The organism is Neisseriaceae bacterium CLB008, assembly GCA_041228285.1.
Lineage (GTDB): Bacteria > Pseudomonadota > Gammaproteobacteria > Burkholderiales > Neisseriaceae > JAGNPU01.
The window spans coordinates 2,925,410-2,943,271 of sequence record CP166133.1; the positions used below are offsets into that span (position 1 = coordinate 2,925,410).

Consider the following 17,862-nt stretch of genomic DNA (forward strand, 5'->3'; position numbering starts at 1 on the left):
CCCACCAAGATCTTTTAAGGAAACACCATGTCTGTCACCGTACTGGTAGTGGAAGATGAAGCGGCCATCATGACGCTGATTAAGTTTACCCTCAGCCAAGCAGGGTTTACCGTATTGGCCGCGGAAAGCATAGAAGAAGCCCAACCGCTATTGGCCCAAAGCCTACCAGACGTAGTGCTCTTAGACTGGATGCTGCCGGGCATGTCCGGCGTACAGTTCACCAAACAGCTACGGCAAGATCCGCGCAGCAAAGATTTACCCATTATCCTACTGACGGCACGCGGTGACGAATTGGATAAGGAGCAAGGCCTAAACGGCGGCGCCGACGATTATCTAACTAAGCCCTTTTCGCCGCGGGAGCTGGTGGCACGCATCAATGCGCTGCTGCGCCGCCGTGCCCCACAAAAAACCGACACTTCCGTCCACATTGGTGCCCTCACCCTAGACCCAACCGAACACGTGGTCACCGCCCACGGCAAAGCTTTGCCGTTTGGCCCCACTGAATTTAAGCTACTGCATTTTTTCATGACCCACACCGAACGCGTTTACTCGCGCCGTCAGCTGTTGGATTTGGTTTGGGGAGACCATGTTTTTGTTGAGGAACGCACCGTCGACGTCCACATCCGCCGCCTGCGTAAAGCACTGGCCGAAGGTGACGCTGAACACCTGATTCAAACGGTGCGCGGGGCGGGCTATCGCCTATCCACCAAAGCCCAATCATCATGATCAGTCGCTTTTTTTTAAAAAATCTACTGACCCTTGGCCTGTGTTTAATCCCCCCCTTCATCGTGGGCGCCCACACCGGCAACAGCGAAACCGCGCTATGGCTGTTCATCGTCCTGTTGGCCACCTGGCTCTTGGGCCACCTGTACCAGATTGGCCTCTTGATCAAATGGCTTAAACGCCCCAAGGTACGCAGCGTGCCGCGCGGCATCGGCACATGGCGACCCATTTTCGCCACCCTATTGCGCCAAACCAAAAGCCGTAAACGCCGCAAGCAAAAGCTCAGCACGGCCTTATTGCGCTTTAACGCCGCAGCCGAGGCCATGCCCAATGGCGTGATCATTTTAGACAAAGCCGGCCGTATCGAATGGTTTAATCAGTTGGCGCTGACCCACTTCAACCTAGACCGCAGCGCCGACACCAAAGGCATTTTAAAAAACTTGATCCGGGCCCCTGAATTTCTGGCCTTTTTAGAACAGCCCTTAGTAGCCGAAAATCAACTCAAGCTCACCTTGCCTAAAGGCCCCTACCTTGAGCGCGTCTTACAGCTGAGCCTGACCCCGTTTGACGGCAGCTACCGGCTGTTGATCAGCCAAGACTTAACCGATTTAGAACAGCTGCACGCGACCCGAACCGATTTTATCGCCAATGTGTCACACGAGCTGCGCACCCCGCTCACCGTCATCAACGGCTTTTTGGAAACCTTGGCCGACTTGCCCGACCTAGACCAGGCCCAACAGCAAGAATTTATTGGCCTGATGCAGTCCGAAGCGACCCGTATGCACAGCCTAGTGAGCGATTTATTGACGCTATCGCGCCTGGAGAACAAACAAGAGTTTCAAGACACGGAAATCATCAATCTGTCGGCCTTGGTTGAGCAAATTGTCCAAAACACCAAGAACCTCTCTCAAAATCAACACACGATTACCGCCAAAATAGAGCCAGATCTATGGGTAGAAGGCAGCCAAAGCGACCTGTATGCCGCGCTGAGCAACCTCAGCTTTAACGCCGTGCGCTATACGCCGGCCGAAGGCCACATTGAAGTATTGTTGAATAAAAAAGGGCAGGAAGCGTATTTTGCCGTCAGCGACACCGGTATGGGCATCGCTCAAGAACACCTGTCGCGGCTAACGGAACGCTTTTATCGAGTCGACACCGGCCGCACCCGTAAACAAGGCGGCACTGGCCTTGGCTTGGCCATCACCAAACACGTTTTAGCCCTACATCAGGCCGAATTAAAAGTGGTCAGCATCGTCGGCAAAGGCAGCACCTTCAGCACGCGCTTAAAGCGTTGCCCCACGCCCTCCTCGAATCAGGATTAATCACCGCAGCGAAAGCCGGCCAACATGCTGCGATAGAGGGCCTGCGACTCCACTAAGGCCGTTTCGGCCGACGTAACGCGGCCGATGCGAAACGAAGCCTCCATCAGCGCCCCATTGAGCATGGTCGCCAACATTTCGGCCGGCGCTGCCACAATCGTACCTTCAGCCTGAAGCTGCTGCAGCAGCGCCTGTAGCGACAGCACGCAGCCGCGACGGCTGGCCTCTAAATCGTCGGCGCTGAGTACGGCGGGCGCATCGCGCAGCAAAATCCGCTGTACTTCAGGCTCTAAGCTCATGGCCAAATATTCATCACAGCGCGCCAATAGCGCAGTCCATACCGTGGGCTGAGCCGCCGACAGTGTGTCTAAGCGTTGATTCAACTCCTCATCCAACATCAAGGCCACGGCTAAAAACAGGCCTTCTTTGTTGCCAAAATGATGATAAAGGGCGCCGCGCGTCAAGCCGGCGGCAGCCGTGAGCTCGTCCATCACCGTCTCGGCATAGCCTTTTTCTGTAAACCACTGCCTTGCAGTGGCCAAAAGTTTGCTGCGCGTCTCTTGCATGGTTTCGGCGCGGGTTTTACGAATCATCAACTTACCTCTTTTAGAATGACTCATATTTTAATTGACATACACGACGTATGTCAATTACAGTAGCGGACGATTTCACGTTTTCATTCTTCACTGGAGCCAGTATGGCTAATCCATACAGTATTTTATTTCAGCAGCCGGGCACGAAAGCTTTTTCCAGCGCCGGCTTTTTTGCTCGTATGCCGCTCTCGATGACCGGCATTGGCATCATCACCATGCTGTCTCAGACGCATGATTCTTACTGGCTCGCTGGCGCCGTGGCGGCCACGTTTGCGTTTTCCATGGCCATTTTAGCGCCACAAATTTCACGTGCCGTCGACCGCGTTGGCCAGAGCAAGGTATTGCCCTGGGTGACTTTGGTGTGCGTCTTGGCCCTGGTCGCCCTCTTTGGGGCCACCCGCTTTAATGCACCGCAATGGACGCTGTATCTGTTTGCCGCACTGGCAGGCTGTATGCCCAGCATGTCGGCCATGGTGCGTGCTCGCTGGACGCAGTTGTATCGCGGCAGCTCTAAGCTGCACACGGCGTTTTCATTTGAATCTGTGCTGGATGAGATTTGCTTCATCGTCGGCCCACCCATTTCCGTGGGCCTGAGCGTGGCCCTCTTCCCTGAAGCCGGTATTTTGATGGCGGCGGTGCTGCTGGCCGTTGGGGTGTATGTATTTGTGTCGCAAAAGGCCACCGAACCGCCGGTCATGCATGCCGATGGCCCGCGAGGCCGTTCGGTATTGACCTTACATTCAGTAAAAATCTTGGTGTTGGCGCTGATCGCATTGGGCACCATTGTCGGCACCATCGATGTGATTGCCGTGGCCTTCGCCAAAGAGCAAGGCATACCGGCTGCGGCTAGCCTGGTGCTGTCCGCCTATGCCTTAAGCTCCTGCGTCGCCGGCCTGATTTTTGGCACCTTAAAAATCAAAACGCCGCTGCCGACGCTGTTCCTATGGGCCTCTTTGGCCACGGCCATCACGGCGATTCCGTTCTTTTTTGCCAGCGACATCTGGTTCCTCTCTGGCGCGGTGCTAATCGCCGGTGTGTTCTTTTCCCCCACCATGATCATCGCCATGGGCCTGGTGCAGAAAATTGTGCCCGAAGCCAAGCTAACCGAAGGCCTGACCTGGATGGTGACAGGTTTAGGCATTGGTGTGGCCGTGGGCGCCGCCATTGCGGGCTCAGTCATCGACTATTTTGGCACCACCAGTGCCTTTGGCATTACTCTGTTTGCGGGCTTTGTGGTGCTGTTAGTGGCCTACTTTGGCCAACGCCTACTGCGTGACGGCATCCACATCGGCTGATGCTGGCTCACCAAAAAGCCGCGCTTAACGTCATCGTTAAGCGCGGCTTTTTTCAATCATAAACCCCTTAAGCCTTAGATTTGTAACTACTCAAATGCTGTTGCGTGGCCAAATAGGCACCAATGACCCCCAAGAGGCTGGCCACCACAAATACCACCAGTACTTCAGGCACGCTGAAAAACCGCCATTGGAACACCACGCCATAGGCGCTAAACGCTTCATCAAACAGCTTTTGAGCGCCGCCCACAATCCACGAACACAGGATCAAACTCAGCAGACTAGAAAACACGCCCTGCCAAATGGCCTGATACAAAAACGGCCGCCGAATAAACGAAGACGATGCGCCCAAAAGCTTGGTGACTTCAATCTCTTCTTTTTTCGACAGAATTTGCAAACGGATGGTGTTATGCGCCACCAGCACAAAGGCCAAACTCAAAGTAATGGCCAAGAATAGCGTCAGTTGATTCAGAAGGCGCATGATTTTTTGGATGGTCTGCGCCCATTCGGCGTCGACGTGGGCCTGATCCACCATCGGCAACGTGGCCAACTCATCTTTTAAGGTCAAAAGGTCGGCGGTGTCCATTTTCTTTGGGGTCACCACAAACGCATGCGGCAGCGGATTGCCATCCATCAACGACACCAAATCATTTTCGCCCATGCCCAATTCAAGCTGATCCAAGGCTTCGTCTTTACTGACGAAATCTACCTTGGCAATCGTGCTTAGGGCCGCTAGGGATTGCTCCACGTTGCGTAAATCATCTTCGGACACCTGTCGATCCATGTATACCGTCACCTGTGGCGTTTTGGCCAGTTTACCAATAAACGGTGAGCTGCTTTGTACGCCTAAGTAAAGGGCCAGCGGCAGAGTCATGGCCACCGCCAGCATGGCAAAAGTAAACAGGCTGCCAAACGGCTGCTGCCACAGCGCCACCAAGGCACGCTTCGCCGCCATAAAGTGTAAAGTGAATAGCCTCATGCGCTTAACTGCCCTTCTTTGAGTCGCAAAATTCGGTGGCCATAATCGGCCATTAAGGTTTCATCATGAGCCGACACCAACACGGTCACGCCCGCCTGATGGAAGGAGCGAAACAATTCCATAATGTCTAAGGCGTAAGCACGATCCAGGTTAGCAGAGGGCTCGTCGGCAATCAGCAAACTGGGCTTATTCACCACCGCTCGGGCAATGCACAAACGCTGCTGCTCGCCACCGGACAGGCTTTCTGGGCGCGCCAGCTCTTTACCTTTTAAACCCACTTTATCAATCGCCACTAAGGCGCGCTCAATGGCTTGATCGCGTGAATAGCCAGCAATTTGCAAAGGCAGCAACACATTGTCGATGACGTTGCGGTCAAACAAAATTTTGTGGTCTTGAAACACGATGCCGATGTGCTGACGCATATAACCCAGCTGATTGTCATTCAGCTTGCTCAAATCTTGGTTATTAAACATCACCTTGCCCGAAGACGGCTTGGTAATCCCTGAAATTAATTTTAAAATCGTGGACTTGCCCGCACCAGAGTGGCCGGCCAAGAACACCATTTCACCATGATGTACTTCAAAGCTTAAATTCTTTAACGCCGTAAAGCCACCCGGATAGGTTTTGCTCACTTGTTCAAAACGAATCATCTTTGCATACTTTCTGTCAGGGTTAAGAACCGCCGTTGGTTAGGCCTGCTCATCTTGGCCCAAAAGAGCCTCTACATAGTCTTTAGCCACGAAGGGGCGTAGATCATCAATGCCCTCACCCACGCCGATGAAGCGCACCGGAATGGGTCGGGTTTTGGCCAAGGCCGCAATCACACCGCCTTTGGCTGTACCGTCTAGCTTGGATAAGATCAAGCCCGTTAAACCCAAAGCATCATCAAACGCCGCCACTTGGTTTAAGGCATTTTGGCCGATGTTGGCGTCCAAAACCAAGATGATTTCATGGGGCGCTTCGGGAATGGCTTTTTGAACCACACGTTTTACTTTTTTAATTTCTTCCATCAAATTCAGCTGTGTAGGCAATCGACCAGCCGTATCGGCCAACACCACATCGATGTTGCGCGCCTTAGCTGCCTGAATCGCGTCGTAACACACTGCGGCCGAATCACCACCGCCTTGGCTGATCACGGTGACGTTGTTGCGCTCACCCCACTCCATCAGCTGTTCACGCGCAGCCGCCCGGAAGGTATCGCCCGCGGCCAACAACACGCTCTTGCCCTGTAGCTGGAAGTATTTAGCCAGCTTACCAATAGACGTGGTTTTGCCCGCACCGTTCACCCCCGCCATCATAATCACATAAGGCCCCTCTTGCTTGGGCAAGACCAAAGGTTGCTCCAGCGGCAAAATAAGCTCAGTTAAAGCTTCTTGCAGCGCGGTACGTAGCTCGGTCGCATTTTTAAGGCCGCGTAAGCTCACGCGGTCACGCACCTCGGCCAATAAATGCTCGGTGGCCTCGATGCCCATGTCGCTGGTCAACAGCACCGATTCCAAATCCTCATACAGCTCTTCATCTATTTGGCCGCCGCCAAATACGCTGGCCAAAGATTTGCCCAGCTTATTGCGCGACTTGCTCAAGCCTTGCTTCAGGCGCTGCGCCCAGCTCAACTTGGTCTTGGCTTCGGCGATTGCCGATACCGCCACGGGTTCTGGTTCTGGTTCTGGTTCTGGTTCTGGTTCTGGCTCTGGCTCTGGCTCTGGCTCTGGCTCTGGTTCTGGTTCTGGTTCTGGTTCTGGTTCTGGCTCTGGTTCTGGCTCTGGCTCTGGCTCTGGCTCTGGTTCTGGTTCTGGTTCTGGCTCTGGTTCTGGCTCTGGTTCTGGCTCTGGTTCTGGCTCTGGTTCTGGCTCTGGCTCTGGTTCTGGTTCTGGTTCTGGCTCTGGTTCTAGCTCTGGTTCTGGTTCTGGCTCTGGTGACACGGAGCCATCAACTGGGTCCCCCACAGCCGCATCTTCAACCAAAGGTTGCGTATCCCCATGGGATTCTTCATACTCTGGACTAGGCGCGGCCTCTTCAGGCAGGCTAATGGGTTCCACCACCTCGGTGGCTGGGCTTTGCGCTTCGGTTTGATCCGGCTTCGACTTTTTTCTTCTAAAGAAACTAAACATAATTCTGCTTGTCTTGAAATAAGGCTGTAAATACCTACCATTGTATCGGTAAATCATGAGGGGATAAATAAATGCGTCAGATTTGTTTCACATTAATCACACTATTGGGCATGACCGCCCTGCCCATACAGGCAAAAACCTTAACGCAGTCCCTAGACAACGGCCTTAAAGTCATCATTAAAGAAGATCATCGTGCTCCCGTAGCCGTGTCCCAAATCTGGTATCGCGTCGGCAGCGTAGACGAGCTCAACGGCACCACAGGCCTCAGCCATGCGCTGGAACACCTGATGTTTAAAGGCACCGACAGCGTGCCCGCCGGTGAATTCAGTCGTCTAGTGGCCGCCACCGGTGGCCAATTCAACGCCTTCACCAGCCAAGACCAAACCGTGTATTACGAAACCACGGCCGCCAGTGCCTTGCCGCAAATGCTGAAGCTGGAAGCTGACCGCATGGCCAATTTGAATTTCAGCGATGAAGCATTTACCAACGAGATGGACGTCATCAAAGAAGAACGCCGCATGCGCACCGACGACACGCCTGGCGGCGTACTGTGGGAAGGCCTCTTGGCCAACGCCTTTATCGCCAGCCCATCTCGCCTACCCGTTATTGGTTGGATGAACGACCTTGACCACATGCAGGCAAACGATTTACGGGACTGGTACAAACAGTGGTATGCCCCCAATAACGCCACCGTCATCATCGTCGGTGACGTCAACGCCGAGGAAACCTTAGCCGTCATCAAACGTGAGTTTGGCGGCCTGAAGCCACAAACCCTGCCGCTACGCAAACCGCAGCTAGAGCCCGCCCAAAAAGGCATTAAACGGGTTGAGGTCAGCGCGCCTTCCGAACTGCCGATTCTGGCCTTGGCCTATAAAGTCCCCAAACTCATCAAGCTAAACGACAAAGAACCCTATGCGCTGGCTATGCTGGCTGCGGTTTTAGACGGCCATGAAGCCAGCCGCCTCAGTAAAAAATTGGTGCGTGAAGACAAAATCGCCCTCAGCGTCAGCGCCGGCTATGACTTATTCAACCGCGGCGCGAGCCTGTTTACCCTGACCGCCATGCCCATTCAAGGCCAAAATCTAGCCGATATTGAAGCCGCTCTAAAAGCAGTGGTCAGCGAGATCGCCCAAAAAGGCGTATCCGATGCGGAATTAAAACGCATCCGTAACCAAATGGATGCTTCTGACGTGTACAAAAAAGACTCGATGGAAGGCCAAGCCCTAAGCATGGGCTATTTAGAAATGGTGGGCTTTGGGCATGAAGCCGAAGCCACGATGAAGAAAAACATGCAAAAAATCACCAGTAAAGACATTCAGGCCGCAGCGCAATCGCTGATTGACGACCGACTCACCGTGGTCACGCTCAAGCCTGAACCGATCAACCCTGCTCCTAAACCATAGAAAGGCCATCATCCTATGCGCATCCAAACCTTAGGCCTTGTGGCCCTTTTCGCCACCGCCTCCATGGCAGCACACGCCGTTGACATTCAAAGCTGGCAGCTTAAAAATGGCGCCAAAGTTTTATTCATTGAGAGCCATCAAAACCCCATTGTTGACGTCAGCGTGTCGTTTAACGCCGGCGGCATGCAGGACGATCCCGCCAAACTAGGTGTAGCCGGCTTTACCGGTGGCCTAATGGACGCAGGCGCCGGCGACTTAGATGAGGAAGCCTTCAACGAGCGCACCGCAGATTTAGCCGTCAGCATCAGCAGCGCCGCGGGTACTGAAAGTGCAGGCGTGGGCTTTCGCAGCCTGAGCAAAAAAGACGTCCTTAATCCAACCGTCGCCCTCACTAATTTGGTGTTGACCAAGCCACGCTTTGACGCCGCCATTTTAAAACGCGAGCAAGACCGTGCAGTGTTAAGCCTGAAGCAAGGCGAAACCAGCCCCGGATTTTTAAGCGCCCGCGCCTACGCCACGCTTAACTACGGCGACCATCCTTATGGCTATGGCGCCAAAACCACCGAAGCCAGCATTCGCGCCATCAGCCGTGACGACTTAGTGCGCTTTCATCAAGCCTATTACGCGCAAGACAACGCCATTGTGTCCATCGTCGGCGACCTCAGCAAAGCCCAAGCCAACACCCTAGCCGAACGCCTATTGCAAGGCCTACCGGCCAAGGCCTCAGAGCTGCGGACTTTGCCGAAAGTCGACACCGATAAAAAAGGACAACGCCGCAACATCGCCCACCCTTCTAGCCAAGCCAGCATTGTGATGGGCTACCCCGTCATCACCCGCGACGACCCTGATTACTACGCCTTCATGGTCGGTAACTACATTTTGGGCGGCGGTGGCTTTGAGTCGCGCTTGATGAAAGAGCTCCGCGACAACCGTGGCTTGACCTACGGCGTATCTAGCTCGTTCAGCCCCAGCTTAGAAAAAGGCACCTTCAGCATTGGCTTAAAAACCAAGAAAGCCACCACCGAAGAAGCCTTGGCCTTAAGCCAAAAAGTGCTGACCGACTATTTAAAACAGGGCCCCAGCGCTACTGAAGTCAAACAGGCACAGGACAATATGATTGGCGGCTTCCCGCTACGCATAGACACCAACGCCAAACTGCTGAGCTATTTAAGCCTCATCGGCCAATACAATCTGCCCTTGACCTACTTAGACGACTACCCCAAAGCCGTCGCCAAAGTGACCCCGGAGCAGATTAAAGAAGTGTGGCAACGCCGCATTAACCCTGCCTTTTTAAACATCGTGGTGGTGGGCGGCTAATCGACTCACCCTTTTGCACACCCTAGCCGTTTGCACACAATGCAAACGGCTATTTTTACGCTACAATAGCCTGATGAATACGCCCAATCCCTCCCTACTCGCCAACCTTAATGATCAACAGCTGGCCGCCATTACTTGGCCAGACGAACCCTGCCTCGTGTTGGCCGGCGCCGGCAGCGGCAAAACTCGGGTGCTGACCACCCGCATTGCCTGGCTGCTGCACAACCACCGCGCCAGTAGCCACAGCATTTTGGCCGTAACCTTTACCAATAAGGCCGCCAAGGAAATGCAGGCCCGACTGGGAGCGATGGTGCCGTTTAACGTACGGGCCATGTGGATGGGCACGTTTCACGGCCTGTGCCATCGGTTTTTACGCCTACACGCCAAAGACGCTAACCTACCCAGCACGTTTCAAATTCTAGACAGCTCAGATCAGCTATCGATGATTAAGCGTTTGCTAAAAGAACATCAAGTGTCAGAAGACAAAGTCCAGCCGCGTAGCCTACAAGGCTTCATCAGCAGCCAAAAAGAAGCTGGCTTTCGCGCCAGCATGCTGTCAGCGCCCGACGCCCATATGAAGCTGATGATTCAGCTGTTTGACGTCTACGATCAACAGTGTCAACGCGAAGGCGTGGTGGATTTTTCTGAACTGCTGCTGCGTAGCTACGAAGTTTTGGTCAACAACGAACCGTTACGCACCCATTACCAAAATCGTTTCAGCCACATTCTGGTGGACGAATTTCAAGACACCAATAAACTACAATATAAGTGGCTGAAGCTGCTGGCTGGCCCGAATACCGCCTTGTTTGCCGTGGGTGATGATGACCAAAGCATCTACGCGTTTCGCGGCGCCAACGTCGGCAATATGAACGACTTAATGCGTGAATTCAATATTGAGGCGCCGATCAAACTCGAGCAAAACTACCGTAGCGTCGGCAACATTCTGGCCGCCGCCAATGCGGTGATCGAGCACAATGATGACCGTTTAGGTAAAAATCTGCACACCGAAGCCGGTGACGGCGAGAAAATCCGCCTGCATTTTGCCAATAATGATTTTGAAGAGGCACAGCTGGTTTGTGACGAAGCCAAGAGCCTCGAGCGCGAAGGCTGGGCCTTAAGCAATATGGCCATCCTCTACCGCAGCAACGCCCAATCGCGAGTGATTGAGCAAATCCTATTCCGCGCTGGCGTTCCGTACAAAATCTATGGCGGCCTACGCTTCTTCGAGCGCCAAGAGATCAAACACGCCCTGGCCTATTTGCGCCTCGTGGCCAACGAACACGACGACAACGCCCTACTGCGGGTGATCAACGTGCCCGCACGCGGCATCGGTACCCGCTCGGTCGAGGCCCTACAGGCGCTGGCCCAAACCCACGGCGTGTCGCTGTGGCAGGCCGCCTGCATGCAGGCGCAAAACAAGCCAGCCTCTAAAATAGGCGCGTTTATTTTATTGGTCGACGCCCTCAAACAAGTCGCCCAAAGCAGCATCTTGCCAGACTTAATGCGTGAGGTGATTCATCAATCAGGCTTATACGGTTTTTACGAAAACAATCCCAAAGAAAGCCAGGATCGCCTAGACAACTTAAACGAATTAATCAGCGCGGCCACCACCTTTGACCCCAACGACGTCATGTTTGAAGCGCCCGAGGCCGAAAGCACCGAACCGGTGTCGCCGCTGTTGGCTTTTTTAAGCAATGCCGCCTTAGAGTCGGGCGAACATCAAGCCATTGAAGGCGTAGAAGCCTTACAGATGATGACCATCCACGCCGCCAAAGGCTTGGAATTTGACGCCGTGTTCTTAACCGGCCTCGAAGAGGGTCTCTTTCCCAGCGAATACAGCCTAGCCGAACACGGCGGCCTCGCCGAAGAGCGCCGGCTGATGTATGTGGCCATCACCCGCGCGCGCAAGCGGCTGTATTTAAGCGCTGCCCAGCAGCGTATGCTGCACGGCAAGACCCACTTCGGCCTCTTATCACGCTTTATTGATGAGATCCCCCCTGTTTTGGTACACAAAACCTCGGCCACTTATGACCACGCCGACGTGGCCTACACCAACCCCTATCAAAAACCGCGCACCCAAACGACGGCACTGGCCAAAAACCTCAAACAAACCCAAATCTACGCCGGCTTTGAGATTGGCCAAAACGTGCGCCACGCCAAGTTCGGCACCGGTGTCATCATCGATGCCGAGGCTAATGGAGACAGCGCCAAACTCCACATTAACTTCGGCCGCGAAGGGGTGAAGTGGCTAGACACCCAGTACGCCAACCTAGAGGCCGTTTAAGCTTCAAACCAATAAAACCCCAGACCTAGTCTGGGGTTTTATCGTTGCAGTGGCGTAGGCCTAATCGGCTAAATTCTCAAATAACTTAATCAACATGGTATTTAAGCGTGCCAGCTGAATCTTGGTTAAGCCTTCAAAACTATGGCTCAACACGCGCGCGCAGGCGTCATTCACCTGAGCCACAATGGCCGCCCCTTTGTCTGTCAGTTGCACCCGCGTGATGCGTGCATCATCAGGACAGCTATAGGTATCCACCAAACCGTCGTCCTTTAAACGGTACACGATTTTCGTGACCGTAGAAATTTTCATGATGGTGTGATCGACAATGTCAGAAATACTCACATTATCGCGCTTAGACAAAACCACCAGAACGCGGCGGCGAGAATTATCTAAATCCAGAGCCTTGAGAGACTCTTCTATGGCTTGTACATAGCGACCGTTGACGCGTGAGATCCAATAAAATGGAAAATCTTCTAAATCATATTCAGGGTCGTTAAAAGAAGTGGGCGTTTTATTTTTCATGATGACCTAGCGCAAAAATAATAGTCTTTATTATAGGCCAAAGCGTCGAACCGCCACCAATATTTCTTGAATATTCACGTAAATCCAGCGCCCTCATGGGCGAAAAAAAACCTCGACCAGCATCAACCGACCGAGGGGGAGAAAGTCATGCTCAGCGTTCATCAATCGTTGTATTGAGCGCTCGCTGAGATATCCCGATCCAGCACAAATCAACCCAACCACTACTCCCGGTTCAAAAATTGAGCATTAAGATTTAAAGTGATCGGATTGGGCTAACCACCCGTTGGCGAAAGGCCTAGCCGGCGTGAATCAATTTACCGACGTGGTGATAGCAGCGGTTGAAATACACCAAACCTTGCTGACGATCACTTTGGCCGCCACAGCGCAGATCCAGCACCTCTGCGTAAAAAATCGTGTGGGTACCCACTTCATGGCAGGCCACGATGCGGCAGTCAAAATTCACCAAAGCTTCGATTAAGGTCGGTGCACCGCTTTGCAAAACGTCCCAGTCACCCACAGAAAAACGCTCTTCCATACTGATGTGACGATTAGCAAAGGCCTGCGAAATGACTTCATGGCCAGCACGTAAAACATTCACGCCTAAAAAGGCATTATTTTTAAAATGGGCATGCGAGGCTGAACCATTGTTCATACACACCAGCAACGTAGGCGGCTGGTCGGTGACGCTGCACACCGCCGAGGCGGTAAAACCATAACGGCCAGAAGGCCCATTGGTGGTGATGATGTTGACCGCCCCACTTAAAAAAGACATGGCGTCACGAAATTTTAACGCGTCCATAGACATTCCTTTCATTTTAAATGTCGAGCACCAATCGGGCTGATTTGGCTCGGGAACAGCACAACATGATTTGATCATTGTCTTGCTTTTCTTCGTCGGTTAAATACACGTCTCTGTGCTCGGGTTCGCCCTCAAGCACGTCACACAGGCAGGTACCACAAATCCCCTGCTCACACGACACTTCAACCTCAATATGGTGTTTGGCCAAGGCCGCCACAATGGTTTCATCTGCGCCCACCTGAATGATGAGGCCGCTACGCTTGGCCTCTATTTCAAAGGCGCTGCCGCTAAGGTCTGCGTCTACTTGAAAATATTCTTGATGAATACGTTCGGGTTCATAACCTGCTGCTAAGGCTTCTGCCTCAACCCACTGCATCAGCCCGACCGGCCCGCACACATAAACATGGGCCTCTTTTTGAGGGGTCAAAAACATCTGTCGCAAGGCTTGGCGATGATCACCTCCTTGTGCTTTAAAATGGCCTTGTACATGGTTTTTGAAGGGTGCTTGCGCCAGCTCATCAATAAACGCACACTGTGTTTGATCCTTGCCGCAGTAGTGCAACTCAAATGATTTGCCTTGATGCCACAGGCTGTAAGCCATCGCGATCATGGGGGTGACCCCAATCCCGCCGCCAATCAAAACCGTATGCTGGGCCTCTGCGTGTAACGCAAACAAATTACGCGGTGGGCTAATTTGAATCTGGTGCCCCACTCGCAGTGCGGCATGTGCCGCCACCGAGCCGCCGCGTGATTGAGGGTCTTTCAACACCCCTAAGCGATAGGTCTGCTGATCTAGCGGATCGTGGCACAGCGAATATTGACGCACCAAATTATGGGCCAAATGAACGTCGATATGGGCACCCGCTTCGGCCAGCGGCAAAGGCGCCCCTGCCACATCAGCCAATTCCAACACCAGCACGTTATGGCCTTGCAGCTCACTTTTTTTGACCACCACGGTTAATAGGTCATCTCTCACTCACCTACTCCTCTCTCTGTTTAGGGTGTTAGCGCATCCACAGGCCACCGTTAATGTCCCACGTGGCGCCGGTGGTAAAGCCGGCGGCGGGGCTTGCCAAGAGAGCCACCGTTTGGCCAACAAAAGCCATGTCACCCAAACGCAGTACGGGAATATGCTGCACAATATTGGCCAACTGCTCGGTCGGTACGGCACGATGCACCGCTGGAGAGTCCATGGGCCCTGGCGACACGGCATTAACGGTGACGCCGCTGGCGGCCCACTCTTTGGCAAACACTTTGGTCAGGGTAATGATGGCGCCCTTACTGGCGGCATAATGAGCGCCGGTGGCGGTACCGCCATTTTGGCCGGCCAAAGACGCCATGTTGACGATGCGCCCATAGCCTTGGCTGGCTAAATACTGGCCAAAACACTGGCAGGCTAGGAACGTCCCGCGCTGGTTCACCTGAGTGACCTGATCAAATTCCGCCGCACTAATCGCCATCACCTTGGTGGTTTGCGTCATGGCCGCATTGTTCACCACCACATGTAAATCGCCCCACTGAGCCAACACTTCGGCCAGAACCCGCTCAAAGTCAGCGGCTTGAGTGACGTCTAAGGCCAAAGCCAAAACGGCCGCTGGGCCCACCCCGACTTGGGCGGCGGCACGCGCTGCACTGGCCTGTGCCGCCACAACGTCTTTATCGGTAAAAACCACATAAAACCCTTGCTGTAATAAGGTCTGTGCGATCACCTCGCCCAATCCCGCAGCGGCGCCCGTCACCAATGCAATTTGAGCCATAACGCCCCCTTATAAAATATAGCCTATGCCCGCTAGGGTATCGGTTGCGTTAATTAGGTTAATGACCTTACGCTGGATCTTAAAGCCTGAGCCTTCTTGATCCCGCACCAGCTCAAACAGCACGTCGGCGGTGTAATGCTTGAGCCTTTCTTTACGGTATTCGCGCAGGCTTTGCGCGCAGCGTACCGTCACCACGCCGTCTTTGTCGGCCAATATCCGAAATCGGGACACGTGGCGCACGGTAATCGCGCGCGGGGCCACCGAGATTGACTCACCGCTATTGAGCCGCTGTACCCTGAGACTACGCATGTGGTGATCGTCGTAGGCGTAATTCAAATGATTCTCATGGTCGGTCTCGGTCGGGTCGATGGGGATGATGTACACGCCTTCTTTCGTCCATAGATCTAACCACGGCTGAAATTCACCATGATCTAACATATCGGCTTCTTGCCAAATAAATGCGCTGGCTTCATTTAATAACTGTGTGTTCATGTCTTTATCCTTTACACCGACATCAATTTTTTCCACTGCTGGTAGGCTGAACGCATGCCGGTTTCGGCACTGACGTCACTCTTTAACCCATCTTCTGTCTTCACTTCACCCGGCAGGCCACGGTGTAACATAATCCATAAGTCTTTACCCGCCGATGCCCCTCTTTGCACCCTTTCCCAGGCCTCTGAGTCGTCTGGGGTACCGAAGCCCAAGGGCCCTTGGAAATGTTCATGCAGGCGCAAGCGATAACGATTGGCTGCGGCTGGGCCGCCGTCCATGGTCAGCGCATAGTGATGAATTTCGGTTTCATCCACGCTAATCGGTTGTAACATTCGGAAAAAAGCCATCGAGCAGGCAATATTTGGGAAAATATTCAGGTTAAAGCCTGAACCGCCGACGGCACGAACGATTCTGCGCACCTGTGCCTCCTCATGCCCTTCGCTGCGTAACTCGTTGGCCAAATCTTCAAAGCGCTCGGGAATCGGTCGCGCCAAATCGGCCTCTAAATCAACCAGATCAGGAATCATCACCATCACACTGTGGCCATTGCCAAGGTCTTCCACGTAGCCGGGCCCTTCAACAAAATCAAACAGCTTCATGGTTTCTTCATCCACCGAAGACAAAAATGATTTGTGTACCAGGGGGAAGTGATAGGCATCGGTGGTGTTTTCTAACTGAATCTTCCAGTTCCCTGGAAAACGAAAGCGATGCTCGCCGCTGACCTTAATCGGATAGCCTGCGCCCTGCTTCATGAACAAATCCATCCACTTTTTGGCGGGGCCCAAGTAGTCACTCAGCGATTCGATGTCGTCTTTAAAAGTGGCGAAAATCATGCCCTGATACGACTCAACCTTTAGGCTCACCAAAGGCAGCTGGTCTTTGTCCAGTAGGTCGGCATAGCTTTCTGGATGCGGCACCCCTCGCAAAGAGCCATCTAGGGCATAGCTCCAGCCGTGGTAAGGACACACAAAACTGTTGGTTTTGCCTTTTTTATGCTCACACACGGTGGCGGCACGGTGGCGACAACGGTTTAACAGCACGTGCACGTTTTTTTTACGGTCACGCACCAAAATCACTGGCTGCTGGCCAACAAAGGCTGTTTTATAGCTGCCGGACTCGGGAATCTCGCTGTCGTGGCCCACCCACACCCAGGTGTTGGCAAACACCTTATCCATTTCGTCCTTAAAGATCTCGGCTTCGGTATAAAGCGAGGTATGAACGCGATCAAACTGCACCAACGATTCATAGCGTGTGCCACAAGACATGGCGTTCAGGGTTAATTCACTCATGGTTTCTCTCCTTCTTGCCCTTAGCAGACATGGTATTCATGCCATAAAAGGCTTGTTATGATCGTGACGGCTGGCTGACGGCCATAGCCGGTACGGTTAAAGCCGTGTCGCTGTCCCAGGCGCTGATGGGACGACTAAAAATATTTTTGGTTTGAAACTGGCTCATGCACCAGCGCTCGTTTTCTTGAATAAACCGCACCGACAGCTGCGCGCTGGTCAGGTGTGAGCGCCCATCGTGAAAGCGCGAGGTTTGTAACATCAGCCAATGGCCAAAAGCCTGATCACCTGCCTCGTTTAACACAATGTGTTCTGAGGTTAAAAAATGCGCATTCATCTGAAAATGAGTCGACCCAGCCACGTAGCTTTGCAACATGGCCATAATGGCGGCTCTGCCTTCATGACGCCCAAAGGTTGCCGAATAGCGAGCGCCCACCCCTTCCCAAACGGCTTCTTGTGCAAATAAATTAGCCAACTCTGACCAGGGCGTCGCGTCGGTGAGCTCGTCACATAGCTGCATATAGCGGGTCAAGCAGGCACGGCTGGCAGCGGCGGCTTCTAAACGGTGCAGGCGCTGTAAAATAGGGGCTAAGGCGCTGTCCATCATGGCTCCTTTGACACTAACGTTGAATGATGAGCTCGCGCCCAACGCGGGCTTCAACCTTGCAGTATTTCCAAAGCCGATAAGTCCCGTCGCCTACGGCCGTGGTGCGAAATAAATTACAAGCCTGATGGACGGTGTCTAAATCGGGAAAGTCTGCCAAGATATAGGTGGTCCAAGGCGCGCCCGTGCTGGGGCCAACCATGCTACGGTCGTCGTCCATATTGCCCAAGACGGTGACCCCTGGCAGCTCATGCACGCCTTGCCACATGTCGCCAAAAGCGGCCCACACGTCTTTGGCCTCGGCCGTTGGCGCATCAAAAAAATTCTGGTTAATGCCCATACACAACAGCACGCGTAAGGTATTTTTGGGTGTCATTTCTA

General features: G+C 53.3%; 18 protein-coding genes. 6 read left to right on the forward strand and 12 right to left on the reverse strand.

Annotated features, from left to right (window positions below; translation table 11 throughout):
• Window positions 1-27 precede the first annotated feature (27 nt).
• On the forward strand, window positions 28-726 hold the full coding sequence (phoB, locus tag AB8Q18_13545; protein XDZ51180.1) for a phosphate regulon transcriptional regulator PhoB: 699 nt from the start codon (window positions 28-30) through the stop codon (window positions 724-726).
• The gene (gene phoR / locus AB8Q18_13550) at window positions 723-2,045 is read left to right on the forward strand and encodes a phosphate regulon sensor histidine kinase PhoR (GenBank protein XDZ51181.1); all 1,323 of its coding nucleotides are present in this window, start codon (window positions 723-725) and stop codon (window positions 2,043-2,045) included. Before phoB ends, phoR begins: the two co-directional genes overlap by 4 nt.
• Here the strand turns inward: phoR and AB8Q18_13555 are convergent.
• Entirely contained in the window at window positions 2,042-2,635 is a 594-nt protein-coding gene (locus AB8Q18_13555) for a TetR/AcrR family transcriptional regulator (protein XDZ51182.1), read from the reverse strand. The two genes, phoR and AB8Q18_13555, sit on opposite strands and share 4 nt — an antisense overlap.
• 104 nt (window positions 2,636-2,739) lie before the next feature.
• Between AB8Q18_13555 and AB8Q18_13560 the strand changes: the two genes are divergently transcribed.
• A complete protein-coding gene (locus AB8Q18_13560) occupies window positions 2,740-3,930 on the forward strand; it encodes an MFS transporter (GenBank protein XDZ51183.1) in 1,191 nt (396 codons plus the stop codon).
• A gap of 67 nt (window positions 3,931-3,997) precedes the next feature.
• Here the strand turns inward: AB8Q18_13560 and ftsX are convergent, their stop codons facing one another.
• Genes ftsX through ftsY form a run of 3 tightly spaced genes read right to left on the reverse strand, consistent with a single transcriptional unit; the run spans window position 3,998 to window position 7,017 of the window.
• Entirely contained in the window at window positions 3,998-4,906 is a 909-nt protein-coding gene (ftsX, locus tag AB8Q18_13565; GenBank protein XDZ51184.1) for a permease-like cell division protein FtsX, read from the reverse strand.
• Window positions 4,903-5,556 (reverse strand): cell division ATP-binding protein FtsE, encoded by a 654-nt coding sequence (locus AB8Q18_13570; GenBank protein XDZ51185.1) that lies wholly within the window; start codon window positions 5,554-5,556, stop codon window positions 4,903-4,905. Before AB8Q18_13570 ends, ftsX begins: the two co-directional genes overlap by 4 nt.
• A gap of 39 nt (window positions 5,557-5,595) precedes the next feature.
• Window positions 5,596-7,017 (reverse strand): signal recognition particle-docking protein FtsY, encoded by a 1,422-nt coding sequence (gene ftsY / locus AB8Q18_13575; GenBank protein XDZ51186.1) that lies wholly within the window; start codon window positions 7,015-7,017, stop codon window positions 5,596-5,598.
• A 71-nt stretch (window positions 7,018-7,088) separates the two neighbouring features.
• On the opposite strand from ftsY, the gene AB8Q18_13580 reads away from it, so the two are divergent.
• From AB8Q18_13580 to AB8Q18_13590, 3 genes are all read left to right on the forward strand, one after another.
• Window positions 7,089-8,420: a M16 family metallopeptidase gene (locus AB8Q18_13580; GenBank protein XDZ51187.1), complete on the forward strand. Its 1,332-nt coding sequence runs from the start codon at window positions 7,089-7,091 to the stop codon at window positions 8,418-8,420.
• A gap of 15 nt (window positions 8,421-8,435) precedes the next feature.
• Window positions 8,436-9,737 (forward strand): M16 family metallopeptidase, encoded by a 1,302-nt coding sequence (locus AB8Q18_13585; protein XDZ51188.1) that lies wholly within the window; start codon window positions 8,436-8,438, stop codon window positions 9,735-9,737.
• Window positions 9,738-9,810: 73 nt separating this feature from the next.
• A complete protein-coding gene (locus AB8Q18_13590; protein ID XDZ51189.1) occupies window positions 9,811-12,021 on the forward strand; it encodes a UvrD-helicase domain-containing protein in 2,211 nt (736 codons plus the stop codon).
• A 60-nt stretch (window positions 12,022-12,081) separates the two neighbouring features.
• Here AB8Q18_13590 and AB8Q18_13595 read toward each other — a convergent pair whose 3' ends face one another.
• The 8 genes from AB8Q18_13595 to AB8Q18_13630 all read right to left on the reverse strand — a co-directional run bounded on the left by AB8Q18_13595 (window position 12,082) and on the right by AB8Q18_13630 (window position 17,857).
• Complete coding sequence (locus AB8Q18_13595) at window positions 12,082-12,543, reverse strand: MarR family winged helix-turn-helix transcriptional regulator (GenBank protein XDZ51190.1); 462 nt, start codon at window positions 12,541-12,543, stop codon at window positions 12,082-12,084.
• A 295-nt stretch (window positions 12,544-12,838) separates the two neighbouring features.
• Window positions 12,839-13,342, reverse strand: a complete 504-nt coding sequence (locus AB8Q18_13600) for a flavin reductase (GenBank protein ID XDZ51191.1) — start codon at window positions 13,340-13,342, stop codon at window positions 12,839-12,841.
• Window positions 13,343-13,358: 16 nt separating this feature from the next.
• Window positions 13,359-14,318: a 2Fe-2S iron-sulfur cluster-binding protein gene (locus AB8Q18_13605; protein XDZ51192.1), complete on the reverse strand. Its 960-nt coding sequence runs from the start codon at window positions 14,316-14,318 to the stop codon at window positions 13,359-13,361.
• Between the two features lie 28 nt (window positions 14,319-14,346).
• Window positions 14,347-15,099 carry an SDR family NAD(P)-dependent oxidoreductase gene (locus AB8Q18_13610; GenBank protein ID XDZ51193.1) on the reverse strand — a complete coding sequence of 251 codons (753 nt, stop codon included), beginning with the start codon at window positions 15,097-15,099 and terminating at the stop codon, window positions 14,347-14,349.
• Window positions 15,100-15,108: 9 nt separating this feature from the next.
• Window positions 15,109-15,591, reverse strand: coding sequence for an aromatic-ring-hydroxylating dioxygenase subunit beta (locus AB8Q18_13615; protein ID XDZ51194.1), 483 nt, complete (start codon window positions 15,589-15,591; stop codon window positions 15,109-15,111).
• 11 nt (window positions 15,592-15,602) lie between these two features.
• Entirely contained in the window at window positions 15,603-16,880 is a 1,278-nt protein-coding gene (locus AB8Q18_13620) for a Rieske 2Fe-2S domain-containing protein (GenBank protein ID XDZ51195.1), read from the reverse strand.
• 55 nt (window positions 16,881-16,935) lie between these two features.
• Window positions 16,936-17,481, reverse strand: coding sequence for a nuclear transport factor 2 family protein (locus AB8Q18_13625; GenBank protein XDZ51196.1), 546 nt, complete (start codon window positions 17,479-17,481; stop codon window positions 16,936-16,938).
• Between the two features lie 16 nt (window positions 17,482-17,497).
• Window positions 17,498-17,857: a hypothetical protein gene (locus AB8Q18_13630; GenBank protein ID XDZ51197.1), complete on the reverse strand. Its 360-nt coding sequence runs from the start codon at window positions 17,855-17,857 to the stop codon at window positions 17,498-17,500.
• Between the last annotated feature and the right edge of the window lie 5 nt (window positions 17,858-17,862).

Bases quoted from the DNA above. Each gene is read 5' to 3' on its own strand.
- phoB (XDZ51180.1), top strand. From the start codon at position 28: ATGTCTGTCACCGTACTGGTAGTGGAAGATGAAGCGGCCATCATGACG.
- phoR (XDZ51181.1), top strand. From the start codon at position 723: ATGATCAGTCGCTTTTTTTTAAAAAATCTACTGACCCTTGGCCTGTGT.
- AB8Q18_13555 (XDZ51182.1), bottom strand. From the start codon at position 2,635: ATGATTCGTAAAACCCGCGCCGAAACCATGCAAGAGACGCGCAGCAAA.
- AB8Q18_13560 (XDZ51183.1), top strand. From the start codon at position 2,740: ATGGCTAATCCATACAGTATTTTATTTCAGCAGCCGGGCACGAAAGCT.
- ftsX (XDZ51184.1), bottom strand. From the start codon at position 4,906: ATGAGGCTATTCACTTTACACTTTATGGCGGCGAAGCGTGCCTTGGTG.
- AB8Q18_13570 (XDZ51185.1), bottom strand. From the start codon at position 5,556: ATGATTCGTTTTGAACAAGTGAGCAAAACCTATCCGGGTGGCTTTACG.
- ftsY (XDZ51186.1), bottom strand. From the start codon at position 7,017: ATGTTTAGTTTCTTTAGAAGAAAAAAGTCGAAGCCGGATCAAACCGAA.
- AB8Q18_13580 (XDZ51187.1), top strand. From the start codon at position 7,089: ATGCGTCAGATTTGTTTCACATTAATCACACTATTGGGCATGACCGCC.
- AB8Q18_13585 (XDZ51188.1), top strand. From the start codon at position 8,436: ATGCGCATCCAAACCTTAGGCCTTGTGGCCCTTTTCGCCACCGCCTCC.
- AB8Q18_13590 (XDZ51189.1), top strand. From the start codon at position 9,811: ATGAATACGCCCAATCCCTCCCTACTCGCCAACCTTAATGATCAACAG.
- AB8Q18_13595 (XDZ51190.1), bottom strand. From the start codon at position 12,543: ATGAAAAATAAAACGCCCACTTCTTTTAACGACCCTGAATATGATTTA.
- AB8Q18_13600 (XDZ51191.1), bottom strand. From the start codon at position 13,342: ATGGACGCGTTAAAATTTCGTGACGCCATGTCTTTTTTAAGTGGGGCG.
- AB8Q18_13610 (XDZ51193.1), bottom strand. From the start codon at position 15,099: ATGGCTCAAATTGCATTGGTGACGGGCGCCGCTGCGGGATTGGGCGAG.
- AB8Q18_13615 (XDZ51194.1), bottom strand. From the start codon at position 15,591: ATGAACACACAGTTATTAAATGAAGCCAGCGCATTTATTTGGCAAGAA.
- AB8Q18_13620 (XDZ51195.1), bottom strand. From the start codon at position 16,880: ATGAGTGAATTAACCCTGAACGCCATGTCTTGTGGCACACGCTATGAA.
- AB8Q18_13625 (XDZ51196.1), bottom strand. From the start codon at position 17,481: ATGGACAGCGCCTTAGCCCCTATTTTACAGCGCCTGCACCGTTTAGAA.
- AB8Q18_13630 (XDZ51197.1), bottom strand. From the start codon at position 17,857: ATGACACCCAAAAATACCTTACGCGTGCTGTTGTGTATGGGCATTAAC.